General features: G+C 61.4%; 12 protein-coding genes and 1 tRNA gene. 7 read left to right on the top strand and 6 right to left on the bottom strand.

Annotated features, from left to right (window positions below; all coding sequences use genetic code 11):
- Positions 1-11 precede the first annotated feature (11 nt).
- Together JQ624_RS01235 and JQ624_RS01230 are read right to left on the bottom strand one after the other, a co-directional pair.
- A complete protein-coding gene (locus JQ624_RS01235; protein ID WP_249129297.1) occupies positions 12-818 on the bottom strand; it encodes an alpha/beta fold hydrolase in 807 nt (268 codons plus the stop codon).
- Between the two features lie 178 nt (positions 819-996).
- Positions 997-1533, bottom strand: coding sequence for a TetR/AcrR family transcriptional regulator (locus tag JQ624_RS01230; protein ID WP_212417010.1), 537 nt, complete (start codon positions 1531-1533; stop codon positions 997-999).
- 298 nt (positions 1534-1831) lie between these two features.
- On the opposite strand from JQ624_RS01230, the gene JQ624_RS01225 reads away from it, so the two are divergent.
- A complete protein-coding gene (locus JQ624_RS01225) occupies positions 1832-3037 on the top strand; it encodes an ABC transporter substrate-binding protein (protein ID WP_212417009.1) in 1206 nt (401 codons plus the stop codon).
- A gap of 448 nt (positions 3038-3485) precedes the next feature.
- Here the strand turns inward: JQ624_RS01225 and JQ624_RS01220 are convergent, their stop codons facing one another.
- The 3 genes from JQ624_RS01220 to JQ624_RS01210 form a co-directional block, all read right to left on the bottom strand.
- Complete coding sequence (locus JQ624_RS01220; protein WP_249129295.1) at positions 3486-4655, bottom strand: hypothetical protein; 1170 nt, start codon at positions 4653-4655, stop codon at positions 3486-3488.
- Between the two features lie 300 nt (positions 4656-4955).
- A tRNA-Arg gene (locus tag JQ624_RS01215) sits at positions 4956-5032 on the bottom strand.
- Between the two features lie 179 nt (positions 5033-5211).
- On the bottom strand, positions 5212-6021 hold the full coding sequence (locus tag JQ624_RS01210; protein ID WP_249129232.1) for a GntR family transcriptional regulator: 810 nt from the start codon (positions 6019-6021) through the stop codon (positions 5212-5214).
- A gap of 151 nt (positions 6022-6172) precedes the next feature.
- Between JQ624_RS01210 and JQ624_RS01205 the strand changes: the two genes are divergently transcribed.
- The 4 genes from JQ624_RS01205 to JQ624_RS01190 all read left to right on the top strand — a co-directional run bounded on the left by JQ624_RS01205 (position 6173) and on the right by JQ624_RS01190 (position 9837).
- Positions 6173-7180, top strand: coding sequence for a TRAP transporter substrate-binding protein (locus JQ624_RS01205; RefSeq protein ID WP_212417008.1), 1008 nt, complete (start codon positions 6173-6175; stop codon positions 7178-7180).
- A gap of 73 nt (positions 7181-7253) precedes the next feature.
- Entirely contained in the window at positions 7254-7802 is a 549-nt protein-coding gene (locus JQ624_RS01200) for a TRAP transporter small permease (RefSeq protein ID WP_212417007.1), read from the top strand.
- A gap of 26 nt (positions 7803-7828) precedes the next feature.
- Entirely contained in the window at positions 7829-9139 is a 1311-nt protein-coding gene (locus JQ624_RS01195) for a TRAP transporter large permease (RefSeq protein ID WP_212417432.1), read from the top strand.
- 221 nt (positions 9140-9360) lie between these two features.
- Positions 9361-9837, top strand: a complete 477-nt coding sequence (locus tag JQ624_RS01190) for a universal stress protein (protein ID WP_212417006.1) — start codon at positions 9361-9363, stop codon at positions 9835-9837.
- 40 nt (positions 9838-9877) lie between these two features.
- Here JQ624_RS01190 and JQ624_RS01185 read toward each other — a convergent pair whose 3' ends face one another.
- Positions 9878-10285, bottom strand: a complete 408-nt coding sequence (locus JQ624_RS01185; RefSeq protein ID WP_212417005.1) for a YccF domain-containing protein — start codon at positions 10283-10285, stop codon at positions 9878-9880.
- A 141-nt stretch (positions 10286-10426) separates the two neighbouring features.
- Between JQ624_RS01185 and JQ624_RS01180 the strand changes: the two genes are divergently transcribed.
- Both JQ624_RS01180 and JQ624_RS01175 read left to right on the top strand, forming a co-directional pair.
- Complete coding sequence (locus JQ624_RS01180) at positions 10427-11506, top strand: LLM class flavin-dependent oxidoreductase (protein ID WP_212417004.1); 1080 nt, start codon at positions 10427-10429, stop codon at positions 11504-11506.
- Positions 11507-11667: 161 nt separating this feature from the next.
- The gene (locus tag JQ624_RS01175; RefSeq protein WP_212417003.1) at positions 11668-13566 is read left to right on the top strand and encodes a patatin-like phospholipase family protein; all 1899 of its coding nucleotides are present in this window, start codon (positions 11668-11670) and stop codon (positions 13564-13566) included.

The following is a 13566-nucleotide window of genomic DNA, read 5'->3' as shown; positions in this document are numbered from 1 at the left end:
CGTCGCGGGGCTTAACGTGAGATCGATTTCGTCTTCGCCAAAAAGTCGATGATCACGCGAGCCAACTCGCTCGGACGTTCCTCTGCAGGATAATGTCCGCAGCGTCTGATGATCGCTCCTTGAACATCTTTCGCGACCCGCCGTATCGTGTGTTCGGAAGCCGGTCCGTATCCCCAATCGGCCCCGATCGCCAAAACCGGCATCGGTAGTGGAGTCTGCCCCCAGACCAAATTATCGCCTCGATCGATTGGAAGCGTGCGGTAATAGCTGAAGGAGGACCTCAACGCCCCGGGCCGCTGAAGCGCGCGTGCGTAATACGCGATGTCCGCGTCGCTCACTGAATTCGAGTCGAAGAGCCCGACCTTCTCGCGTCGCATGAAATGTTCGACGAACAGCTTCTCCCGTCCGCGAACCAATTCCTCCGAGATGTCGCCGGCCATATTGAAACCGAAGTGCCAGCTTCCGCCTTTCGAGACGTCCATCGCCTCTTCCTGGCCAAAGCTCGGAAGGCTGCTCTCGATGAAGACAAGGTGGCTGACTTCTTCCGGCCATTGTGCCGCGTACGCATAGGCGACGTGCCCGCCCAGATCGTGACCCGCCAAAGCTATGCGCGACAAGCCGAGCGCCCGTACAAAATCCCTCAGGCGTTGAGCGATCGTCTTCTTGTCGAACCCGCTATCGGGCTTCGACGTGAAGCCAAAGCCCGGCAGGTCGGGAATCACGGCGTCGCACTCGGAACTTAGGAGTGGCGCTACTCGCCGCCAAGCATGCGATGTCTGAGGCCAACCGTGAAGCAAGATGATCGGAAGTCCACCCATGCCCGTCCGCTGATAGGCGAATCGAATGTCACCGACCCGCAACGATTCATAAGGTCTCACCTCGGCGTCCACGGAAATCCCACCCGGAAGTGCGACAGCGAGCGACGTGCGGAAGTTATTTTGCGACCATATGGTCCATAAATTGGCCTGCGTAACGACGCGGTCGTCATGGAACGATCTACTTCCCAAAACCGTCGAGGAGGATCCGGACTGCAGCTTCCGATGCACTTCGGTCCGAGTTCGTCTTGCTCACGACACGCATGCCTTCGAGCACACACATGAGCAAACGAGCGGCGGTCGCGGGCTCAATCCCATCCGCCAGTCGTCCCTCGGACTTTGCACGTCCCAATGCCGCCGTCAGCCGCGTCTCCATTGCCTTGAAAAACCGGCGAATACGCTGCTCCACCTCGGCGTCGTGGCTTCCCAATTCCATCGCGGTCGCCACGACGAGGCATCCGCGCTTGGCGCCAGCGCCGCTGGTCCGCTCAACATATCTCGCAAGACACGCTCGGACGCCCTCCAGAGCATCTCTGCGCGGGTCAAGCTCGGCATCGAGGCGCGTCAGGGAATCGGCGATATATCGGTCGAGCGCACGCAAGAAAAGCCCGTGCTTATCGCCAAAGGCGGCGTAGAGGCTTCCGCGCGATAGATTTGTAGCCTCAAGTAAATCGGGAAGAGATGTCGCGTGATAACCGGACGACCAGAAAACGCCCATAGCGCATTCTATGGCTTCATCCGGGTCGAATTCTCTCGGGCGGCCACGCATTCGTTGCGAAGTCTGTCGTATCATGCTGCATATCTAGACTAACCGGTCGCGAATAGCAAGCTCGTTCTCTCCATTCTGACGCCGGCGTGAGGCTACCCTCTACACGCGTACGGCAAGGGCCGGCCGGCCGCTCGCGCACTGGGCGGTAAGGGCCGTTGAACGACTTCCCGACGCCTCACGGAGAGATGTTGTAATTCAAGACTAATTAGTCCACAATTTTTTGGCAGTCCATTTTCGGAGCATCCAGATGCAGACGGTTACGAACAAGCCGGTAAATGTGGCAGTGGTGACCTACCTCTCGGGGCGCGCCGCTGCGCCTTTCGGCTTTCCCGCTCGAAATGCCGCAGAGCTCATGGTCGAAGCCATCAATACCGGAGACGAGCTACCCGAGCCATACGCTTCTCGCGGGTTCGCTGGCCGCAAGTTGTCACTGAGGGTTTACGACGAAAGCGGCTCCGAAAACGACCAAGTCGAACAGTTGCGGCGCATACACGCCGACGGTGCCGATATCGTGGTCGGGTACGCGGGCAGCGCAATCGCGATGGCTATTGCTCCTATCGCCGAAGAACTACGCTTACTGACGGTCATCTCCGGTGGCGGCGCCAGCCAATTATTCGCTCGGCGATGGGATTGGGTGTTTCGAACCCAGACGACCACGACAACCGACGCTGTCGGCGCCGCTCGCTATGTAGCCGCCCAACTCGGAATCTGCGGGTTGAGTTTCGGCGGCATCAACCAACAATATCTTTGGGGCACGGATAGCTGGAGAGAATTTCGCGCTGCGTTGCAGGTGCTTCAGCCCGATGCACAAGAGGTCGGAGGGCATTTCGCTCCGCTATATTCTGGTGCGGTCGAGACTCCGGCAAAATTCTTAAAAGAGAACGGGGTCCAACTCGTCCATTCGGGGAATTGGGGCTACGACCTGTTCCGTTTGGTAGAGGTCACACGAAAAGCAATACCGGACGCACGCCTCCTATTGGTTTCCGGAGAAAGCGGACTTCACCGTTTGGCCGGGACAATTCCTGACGGGACTATCGTCGGAGGCCGCGGTTCGCACGGGCTGCTGGCACATGACACGGAGTTGAATCGCTGGTTCAATGCCAGCTACCGCGACCGGTACGAAATAGCGCCGATTTATCCATCGTATGGAATCGCCAACGCGCTTCTCGGCCTGAAGACGGCGTGGGATCAGGCTGGAGCAGCATCAGCAACCATTGATGTCGCATCAGTCCTAGCCGGCTCCACTTTTGAAGGTGTCGGATCGAGGATTTCTATGACTCGTGCGAACGGCCGTCAGGCCGTTGCGGAAGCTGTCTACGGGACGGTACGGCGGCGGACGGGGAGTGGGGAAATAGAACTGATCGAAATAATGCGCTTTCCGCCGAACGCCGTAAACCCGCCGGACGGAATGGCCGGACTCGAGTGGATTGAGCGTCGTTTCGGCAGTCTATGACATAATGCCGAGGTCACGGCTTTTGGGGGCTGCGACCAGCGACTGGTTCGTTGCAAGCTCCGGCAACCACGCCACAGCGCTCCTCCTTCTGCGCGCTACGTTGCCTTGCGAAACCGCGCTATGGCTCTTTCATGACGTCGACCGCCGACGGAAATTAAAGGGCTGGGCAAAAACCTGGACGAGCCACCATCAGATTCCGCGACAGGACGGCGATCAGGCTGAGCGGTGCGACGGCAATTTGCCTCTCGCTAGTCGCTTGATGGCACTGTTGTCGATGACGGGCCATTGGGCGGAAAGGCTCGACGCCAGACGAAAGAAAGAGATGAACCCCCATCGGAGAGGCGCTTTTGAGATCTCTTTATCGCGCGCTATTACCTATTCGAGCTCCAAAGCTGACCACACAGACTAAGCGGTCTAACCCACGCTAACCGGTCGTGGATGGGCGGCACTATGACCATTGTTTTACCTTTGCAATGGTCTCAAACATCCCAACAGCGCCCCCATTAAACGGATTGAGAGCTTCCGCTTTCGCCTTTGCCCAGTCGACCCATGCCCTCAGCGTGCGGTCTGAGACCGTGATGTCACCCTCGGTCGCTAGCCGAGCCTCGACCTCTGCGAGAAACGTCAGCAACCTCTCCCGCTCATCCCAATTGACGGCGTATTCGCGAAACTTGTTCCAGCGCTTCTCGTCGATCTCACGCAATTGACGGGCTTCGCAACGGCGCGCTTCCTCTTCACGGTAGCGCTTCTGCTGCTCTTCGCGTTCGCGCTTCATTTTTTCAAGGGTCGGCCCTGCCGCCATTATCGCGCCGACGATAGTTGGCATGAGTTGTCCGATTTTGATCTTTTGCGATTCGACCCACTCAGGCCGCCGACCTTGCAAGTAGGTCGTGATGCTGACCCGCAGAAAGCCTGAAGAATCCAGTCCCGACTTACAATACTCGGTGAACGCGGTCCATTTGTGTTGCTCCTCCCATTGCTTGAGAGACTGCACCATCTTTTCAACAATTGAGCACTCGACTTGGTGCCCGTCGATCAAGAACGTAACCTTGCCTGAAGCTGACGATTTCCCGATTGTGCCACCGGCCTTCTCAACTGCATAAAATATCGCGCTGGTGGCTCTGAAACGATACAGATCGCGTTCTATCAGATCAGGGATCGAAGGTGATGCCGAGCCGATGTCCCGACGGCGATTCCTGCTCTCTAGCTCGCGCTCTTTCTGCTGCTTCTTATGACCGGCAATCCAGGCCTGTACGCGCGGGTGAAGGTCGTCGTTGCGCTCAGGTACCGCGACATCACGGATGCGGTCGGCCACGGTCGCGGCGGCTTGTTCCGCTGCAGGGAAAGGCGCGGGCTTTGGCGGCGTTGGGTGGATATCTGCCGCGTTTGGGGTCCCGTCCCGCCGAGGCGGAAGCTTAAGTGTGACGACTGGCTTTCCGGCTTCCTTCTTGGCCCAGTGGCCGCGCGGAGGATAAGGCACGTCCAGCCTGTCGCAGACCTTGGCCAGACCGTTCCCGCTGATTCCGAATTCCTCGGCAAGCCGGATCGTCGGCCTATCCCAGACCATCCGGTACAGCTCTTCGCGCGTGAGGCGCCGCGCACGTAAAGGTGTCGGCATTTCCACCGTTGTTCGCTCCTGGCCAGGTGTTAGTCCGGAAAACGCTGGCCCAGCTTGCTCCTGGCGAGACAGGGGCTGCAAGCCCTTGGAGCTGAGGGGCTAATCCGAGATTGCCGGCCGGCCGTCGCTACTGAGTAATATCCGATCGCGATGGAAGGTGCCGGAGCATGACATGAAGGTCAGACCCGCGCGCGAATTGGACACGGACCGTGACACGTTTGAGCATGCAGCCGCGGGATACCCCTCTACAAGGTAGCTCGCGTCAGCTCTCGAAGCTTGGTGCTTAGCCTTATGATGAAATGGCGCACCCGACACGATTCGAACGTGTGGCCTTCGCCTTCGGAGGGCGACGCTCTATCCAGCTGAGCTACGGGTGCTTACTGCTTACGCAGTGCTTACGCGGGTTTTGCGTATGAGTGAACCCCAACGCGCAGCCCTCGCAAGCCATTGCAGTACAATACGCTTTCTTCCTCACTTTTTGCACCAGCCGGCTTGACACCTGCCTTCGGAGGGCAACGCTCTATCCAGCTGAGCTACGGGTGCAACAGGGCTTCATTTAGCCGATTGGCCGTGCAGGGGCAACGGTCCTGCGGGAATCGTTTTGGGGTGTGTTAGCGCCTGCGCCGCCTTCACCGAAGCGTTGCCGGTAGGCGCGGATGTAGGCCTGCTCCGCCGGTTTGAGGTGACGCCGGGTCAGCATGATCAACTGCTCGCGGTTCGCGTGCCGCAGGGCCTCGATCATCGCCATATGGTCCTGGCGGGCGTCGTTCAGCGCCCCCGGGTTGGCGTAGGCATAGGAGCGAATGCCGGAGACCTTTTGCGCCAGATTCTCGATGGTCTCGATCAGGCAGTTGTTGCCGCACAGTCCGAACAGGGCGCGATGGAATTGCACATTGCTGTGGAACACCGCCAGGAAATCACCGGCGTCGACGGCCTTGCCGTGTTCGCGCTGCACGGCTTCCAGCCTGACAATGTCGGCGGGCGCCACCGGAAACGGCAGAATCCGCACCGCCATCACCTCGAGTTCCTCGCGCACGCTATAGATCTCGCTCACCTCCCGCGGCTTGAGATCGCGCACGATCGCGCCGCGGTTCGGGATGCGCTCGACGATGCCGCGCTTTTCCAGTTCGAACAGCGCGAGCCGGATGTCGCCGCGATGGGTGTCGAAGGCCGCGCACAGATCCTGCTCGACCAGGCGCTCGCGTGGATGGCGTCTTCCCAGCACGACGTCTTCCTCGAGCTTCCTGGCAATCATATGCGCGATCGGTTCGCGCTCGTGCTGCGACTCGGCCGGGGAGGGAATCCCGGCAGTTGTCGCAACGTCGCGGCGGGAAGGCAGCTTTTTCGAGGTTTTGGCGGTCGCCATGGGGGTCAATCTGCCACTGGCGCAAATAGTATACAATCTAAAATACTATCTTGTTAACAGATCGGCTTCGGTCATAATGGGCGGGCGTCGGGGCCCTACGGGGTGATGGCGATAATCAGCCGGCAAATCGGCGAAGCAGGGGAGGAATTCAATGTCCGTTTCACGGTATCTGCCGTTCGCGCGTGGCATTCTGCTAGGCGTCGCCATTGCCATGGTGTCGTCGGCGGCGTCAGCCCAAAAGCGCGAATTCTCGTTTGCCTACGACCAGCCCAAGAACAGCGGCTACGGCATTGGCGCCGAAATCTTCAACAAGAAGCTGGCCGAACTGAGCAAGGGCGCGCTCTCGATCAATCAATATCCCGGCGCCCAACTAGGCACCGAGGCGCAGACCCTGCAAAAAGTCCAAACCGGCGACATCGATTTCGTGATGCTGTCGACCGCCAACGCCTCGACCGCGCAGCCGGAGTCGGGCGTATTTTCGATTCATTACATCTTCCGCGACGAAGCCCACGCCATCAAGGTGCTTGGCGACCCGGCGGTGATCGCGGCGATGAAGGAGCTGTACGCGGCCAAGATGAAGGGCGCGCACATGCTCGCCCTGGGATCGCAGGGCCTGCGGCACATGTACGGCAAGAAGCCGATCGAGAAAGTCGCGGACCTCAAGGGCATCAAGATGCGGGTGCAGGCCACGGTGACAGAAGACACCACGTTCCCGGCCTACGGTGCGCAGGTGGTGCATATGCCATTCGGCGAGGTCTACACCTCGCTGCAGACCGGCGTCGTCGACATGGCCGAGAACGGCATCAACAACTACCTCGTCAACAAGCACTACGAACCCGCCCCGGTGCTCTCGCTCACCGAGCATGAAGCAAACAATGCCGCCCTGTTCGTCAGCGACAAGGTCTGGAGCAGTCTCAGCGACGAACAGAAGAAATGGGTGCAGGCGGCCGCCGACGAGATCAGCCGCAACGAGCCGACGGCAGCCTTCAAGCTCGAACACGAGGCGCAGGCGAAGCTCGAGAAGATCGGCGTCAAGGTCGTCAAGACCGTCGACAAGAGCGGCTTTATGGCCATCAGCAAGCCGATCCAGGACAAGCTGGCGTCCGACCTCGGACCGAACGCCGTCAAGGTCCTCGGGATGGTACGCAACGTCCAATAGGTAGCGGCGTGCGAGGCGGGGAGCGGTGGCTTCCCGCCGCGCCGCTTCCTCACTGCGGATTCGAGAATCGATCATGCCCGGATTCAATAGCCTCGTGCTGGAGGAGCAGCGCTATCTGAAATGGCGCGCGCTCGACTGGCTCGAACAGGTTCTGATGATTCTCTGCGGCGTCGCCATCACCGGGTTCTCCGTCCTGGTGATGTGCGACGTCGTCACCCGCACCATCGGCCACCCCTGGCTCTGGCTCCAGGAGGCGACGATGACGTTCTTCATCTACGGCATCTTCATCGGCGTCGGCGCGGCGACGCGGCGCAACGATCACCTCTATCTCGCCGTGCTCGCGGAATCGCTGACCGGCAACACGCGGCTGTTCTTCGAGTTGTTCAACCGGCTGGTGGTGCTCGGCGTCGCCTTTTGCATGATCTATTTCGGCTACTTGAACTTCCTGGACGGCTTCAAGAGCCTGCGCATGCCGTCGATGACGCCGCTGTCGAGCTTCTACGCGGCCATTCCGCTGTGCGGCCTGCTGGTCGCCATTTTCACCATCGAGCAGATGGTCAACGGCTGGAAGAACGGCTTTGTCGGCACGCTGCACACCGACGAGAAGAGGAAAGCGCTGTGACGGCCAATGGCGCACTCATCTTCCTGATGGGATTTCTCTTCCTGTTCTTCGGCTATATGGGCGTACCGGTGGCCTTTGCCCTGATCGCGGCCGTCCTCGTGGCGACGGCGTTCACGCCGGTGAGCCTGGCCTCGATGATGGCGCAGCTCTTCAACGGAATGGACACCGAAGCCCTGCTCGCGGTGCCGTTCTTCCTGCTGGTCGGCGATCTCATGACCTCGGCGAACGTCACCGTCCGCATGATTTCGCTGTCGCAAACGCTGGTCGGACATTTGCGCGGCGGTCTGGCGCAGGTGGTGACGATCTTCAGCATGTTCTTCGCTGGCATTTCCGGCTCGTCCGCGGCCGACGTCGCCATCCTGTCGCGAACCCTGGCGCCGGAAATGAAGCGGGAAGGCTATGATCTCGCCTTTACGGCGGCGCTGATCGCCTCCGCCTCGACGATGGCCAATCTCATTCCGCCCAGCATCATGGCCGTGGTGTATGGCGCGACCGGCAACGTGTCGATCGGCGGGCTGTTCCTCGGCGGCGTGGTGCCCGGCGTGTTCGTGGGCATCGGGCTGATGATCTACAGTTTCTTCTTCGGGCCGGTCGGCATCAAGCGCGAGCGCGCGACATTCGGCGCATTTGCGTCGGCCACAAAGAAGGCCGCCGTGCCGCTGATGATCCCGTTCATCATCATGGGCGGCATCCTGACCGGCCAGTTCACGCCGACCGAGGCGGGCATCATTGCGGTAGCCTACATCGTATTCGTGGCGATCCCGTTGCTCAATCGCCGGCATTACCGGCACTTGCCGCGCGACATGGCGATGACCGGATTGCTCTATTCCATTCCGCTCATCACCATCGGCGCCGCGTCGGTGTTCGGCTGGATGCTGGCCTATCTGCGCGGTCCGGCGGTGGTATCAGGCTGGATTTCGTCGGCGGCTGGCGGCGATCCCGTCCTGATCATGCTGTTGCTGGTCGCCCTGTTTGTCGTGGTCGGCGACTTCATCGATGCGATTCCCGCGATTATCATTTTCATGCCCATCATCGACGATCTGACCAAGAACGCCGATATCAATCCGGTGCACATGGGCGTTGTCATCATCGTCACGCTGGCATTCGGACTGATCACACCGCCTTACGGGCTCGCCCTGCTGATGGCATCGAAATTCGTCGGGGTGCGCTTTGGCAGAGCGATGCTGGCGTCGTTCCCCATCTACGTCGTGTTCCTCGCCGCGATCGCGTTCTGCATCTTCTTTCCCGAAGTCGTGCTGTGGCTGCCGAAGCACCTGCTGCCGGAATCGGTCGGGTGTTTCAAAAACCCCAGCGGTACCGGTTATATCTGTCCCTAGCAGCGAGCCTGCGTGGCTATTCGCCCGGCTCCGCACACAATTGAGGCAGGGGTCGCCTGTACCCCATCAGATCGCTCACGGCAGGGCGCGGCAGCAGGCGGCGGATAGACCAAGGCGGTAGGGCGCAGGAGCCTCGTCCATCCCTTAAAAATCTGATCCGTTGCGGCGAATTGGTGCTAGTCTTGCCGCGTTGATCTTCTCGCCATCGATGGGGACGTCCGATGTATAAGAAGGTTCTTCTCGCCTATGACGGTTCGGTCGAGGGGCGGCGCGCATTGCGGGAGGGCGCAAAGCTCGCACAACTCTGCCGTTCCGAGGTCTTTTTGCTCGCCGTCGTCGAGGTTTCCTCGATCATGACGCCCGAGGCCGGGCTCACGATCCCGATCGAACTGCAGACCGAGGATTACAAGGCCATCCTGAACGAAGGTACCGAGCGGCTGAAGGCGCTGGGATTTTCGCCGACCGCGCGGCTCGAGGTCGGCGATGCCGGGCAGAAAATTGCCGAGGTTGCCGAAGAAATCGGCGCGCATCTCGTCGTCGTCGGCCACCGCCCGCAGGGGACGCTGGCGCGGTGGTTCGGCTCGATCGGCAGCTATCTGGTCAAGCGCCTGCGCTGTAGCGTGCTGGTGGCCCAGACCGAGATCAGCGACGCCGAGTTCGAGCGGCTGAAGCCGGCGGAAACGGCAGCCTCCGGATAGTCCAAGGCTGACTTCTAGGCTGACTTGGGCTGATCCGAACTTAAGTCGTGGGAACGATGATCTTGCCGATCGGCCATAGCGCGATGCCGGCAAGCTTCAGGTGTGCCCAGGCAAAGGGAATGCCGATGATGGTCACGGCCAGCACCACGGCCGTGATGACATGCCCGAGCGCCAGCCACCACCCCGCCAGCACCAGCCAGATGATGTTGCCGATCACCCCGAGCGGGCCGGTGCCGATGTCCTCTTGTCCAGTGTAGGCGTCGCGGGAGATAGCCGTGAAGCCGAACGGGAACAAGGTGTAGGCCGCGATATTGAACGCGGCCCGCGCCCAGGGAATCCCGATGATCGTGATCGCCATGACGACGGCGGCAACCAGCCAGCCGAACGCCATCCAGGCGCCGCCGAGAACGACCCAGATGATATTGAGCAGCAGTGAGACCGGTGACATGGCTGAAAACTCTATCTTGCCGCGCGCGCGATTGAAATCAAAAACCGCTCTGCAACCGGAACCCGATTGCCCCGGCCTTCGCAACCGTTAAACTCATCGGCCGAATGACCGAGCAACAAGTGTCGACAGGGAGAAACGTTCATGCGTCCGCTCGAATTCGGCTGGTACCTGCCCACGCATGGCGACACCACCGCTTATGGCCTGATGGACGCACAGATTCCGGGCTCGCCCGAACTGTGCGACCGCGTGGTGCAGGCGGCGGAACAGGCCGGTTTTGAGTATCTCCTGATCCCGGTCGGCTCGGTGTGTTGGGAGGCCTGGATCACCGGTGCATTCATGGCGGCGCGTTCGTCGTCCATCAAGCCGCTGATTGCAGCAAGGCCCGGCTATATCAATCCGGTGCTGCTGGCGAAGATGATCTCGACCTTCGACCAGATGTCGGGCGGGCGCATCTGCATCAATTTGATCGCCGGCCAGAACGAGAGCGAGGTCGAAGGCGAGGGCGTGTGCTACCCGAAGGAACAGCGTTACGCGTTGATGGAGGAGGAAGTCTCGATCCTGAAAGCGCTGTGGACCACGCGCGGACCGGTAAACTTCGAAGGAAAATTTCACAAGCTGTCCGGCGCGCATGTCAGGCCGCGCCCGCATCAGCAGCCGTTTCCAAAATTCTATCTCGGCGGCGGCTCTCGCCAGGCCTGGGAATTGTCGGCCAGGCATTCCGACGTGCATCTGTTCTGGGGCGACCTACCGGAAAAGATCGCCGCGAACATTGCCGAGATCAGGGAGATGGCGCGCGCGCATGGCCGCGAAAACGACATCGGCTTCGGCATGCGGCTGCAGGTGATCTGCCGCGAGAACGAGGCGGACGCCTGGGAGGCCGCCGATCAACTGGTGCGCCACGCCACCGAGCGGCAGAAGCAGGAAATCAAGACGCTCTACAACAAGTCGGAAGCAAACCTGCGCGTGCAGCAGCTCGCCCGCGAGCATGGCGACCTCTTGCTGCCGCATCTGTGGACCGGCATCACCAAGGTCCGTCCCGGCGCCGGCATCGCCGTCGTCGGCAATCCCGTCCAGTGCGCCGACACGCTGCAGCAATTCATAGATGCGGGTTGCCATTCCTTCTGCCTGTCCGGCTATCTGCACGACGAGGAGGCCGAGCGCTTCGGCCGGCTGATCCGGCCCATTCTGGCCGAGAACAATCGCGGCCGGTGGGCGGCGTAAAGCAGGGACGGATGCGGCGGTCATGCTGCAGTGCATCCACCGGGGCTGTTTGACGCCGGACGTATTGCTGCGGTGCGCTCGCGCACAGCCTTTATATCGCTCGCGGTGGTGTGGGCCCGGCGCTAAGGTTGGGCCTGAGAATTCCAACTGGGTACCGCCAAATGAGTGGATCGAGTTCGGTACTGGCGTGGAGCTCCGCCTTGGAGGACTTCGCGCTGTTTCGAACGCTCAGTTCCGAACAGCGGCTGAAGACGCTCAACGCCATGGTCCGCCAGGATCTGGTGCGTGGGCAGATGCTGGTCGCGCAAGGCGGGCCGTCGGATTCGCTTTTCCTGGTGCTGCATGGTGCGCTCGCGGTGCGCAAGACCGGCTATCTCGAGCCGATCGCCGAGCTTCGGGCCGGCGAACTGGTGGGCGAGATCGGCTTCTTCGCCAATGTCCCGCGCACGGCTGATGTGATCGCCATCCGCGACACCAGCGTGCTGGCATTGACGCGCCCGGCCTACCAGAAGCTGGTCGAGGAAGCCCCCGCCATCGTCGAGGCGCTGCTCGCGGCACTGGCGCGGCGGTTCGCCAAGGAGACCGCGCGCATCGCGCCGTTCCGCACCTCGCCGAAAGCGCGCACCGTAGCGCTGATCGACGCCGGATTGGAGCCGGTGCCGGGTGCTTTCGATCGCCGGATGGGCGAGGGGCTCGCCGCGATCCAAGCCGAGATCGTCGACGCCGCGCGCCTCCATGCGATGTTTCCCGGGCGCGCGCTCGATGCCCACGACGTCACCGAATGGCTCAACAAGCTTGAACACACCGCGCCGCTGGTGGTTTATCTCGGCGGCCGCGAAGCTTCGCCCTGGGCACGCAAGGCCATCCGTCAGGCCGACATGGTCGTGTTCGCGTGCCGCGGGGAGGCGCCCGCCGCCGCATTGACGGAAATCGAGGCCTTCGCCTGCGAGGTTCATTCCGTCTCGGCGAGACGCCTCGTTCGCATTCATGACAAGCGAAGCGGCGAGGTCTCCGGTACCGCAGCCTGGCTGGCCCGGCTGCCGGCCTTCATGCATCACCATGTCGCCCTCGAAGACCAGATCGATATCGACAGCCTGATCCGCTTTCTGTGCGGCCGGGCGATCGGCTTCGTCGCCGCCGGCGGCGGCAGTTTTGGAACCGCGCATGTCGGAATCTACAAGGCGTTTCGCGAACGCGGCGTGATGTTCGATATCTTTGTCGGCACCAGCGTCGGCTCCGCCATGGTGGCCGGCTTTGCCAAAAATCTCGAAGCCGAGCATCTCGAGCGCGGCACGCACGAGATCTTCGTCAGGAGCAGAAGCTTTCGGCGGCCGACCTGGCCGCGCTATGCGCTGCTGGATCACAAGGCGTTCGATCGCGCGCTGGCCTGTCAGTACGGCCCCGACTGCCGGATCGAGGATTGCTGGCGGCCCTTCGCGGCCGTCGCGACCAACCTATCGACCCACAATCTCGAACTGATCCGCACCGGGCCGCTCTGGCAGGCGGTGCGCGCATCGAGCGCGATCCCCGGGCTGTTGCCGCCGTTCTACACGCCGGAGGGAGCGATGCTGGTCGATGGATGTCTCATCGACAACGTTCCGCTGTCGTCGATGCATCAGCTCAAGAGCGGTCCCAATCTGGTGGTGCATTTCGGCGAGCCGGCGGCGGAGATGTTCGACGTCGACTATGCATCGCTGCCGGGACGGTTCGAACTGATCGCCGCCATGCTGACGCCGTTTCGCAAGAAGCTGCTGCCCGCCGCACCCAGCGCGGTGAACGTGCTGTGGCGAAGCCTCGTCGCACATCAGCGTTACGATACGTTGCCGGTCGGGCCGTTCGATACGGTGATGCGGCCGCCGTTTCCGCTCGGGATCGATGTGACGGATTTCGATCGCCACACCGAAATCTTCGAAGCTTCCTACCTCTGGGCCAAGGAGGCCATCGCGGCGCTGGAGGCGGCAGGCAGTTCGGCGATTGCTGCCATACTCGACACCGGCGATCCGGCAGTAAAGCAATCGCGTCATCTCGGAGAGTTCCCGCGCATCGCCGCGTCCGGCTGA

It is taken from the genome of Bradyrhizobium sp. AUGA SZCCT0283 (assembly GCF_018130385.1).
Classification (GTDB): domain Bacteria; phylum Pseudomonadota; class Alphaproteobacteria; order Rhizobiales; family Xanthobacteraceae; genus Bradyrhizobium.
The sequence above is the reverse complement of the archived record's forward strand: the minus strand, read 5'-3'. Positions and strand labels throughout refer to the sequence as shown.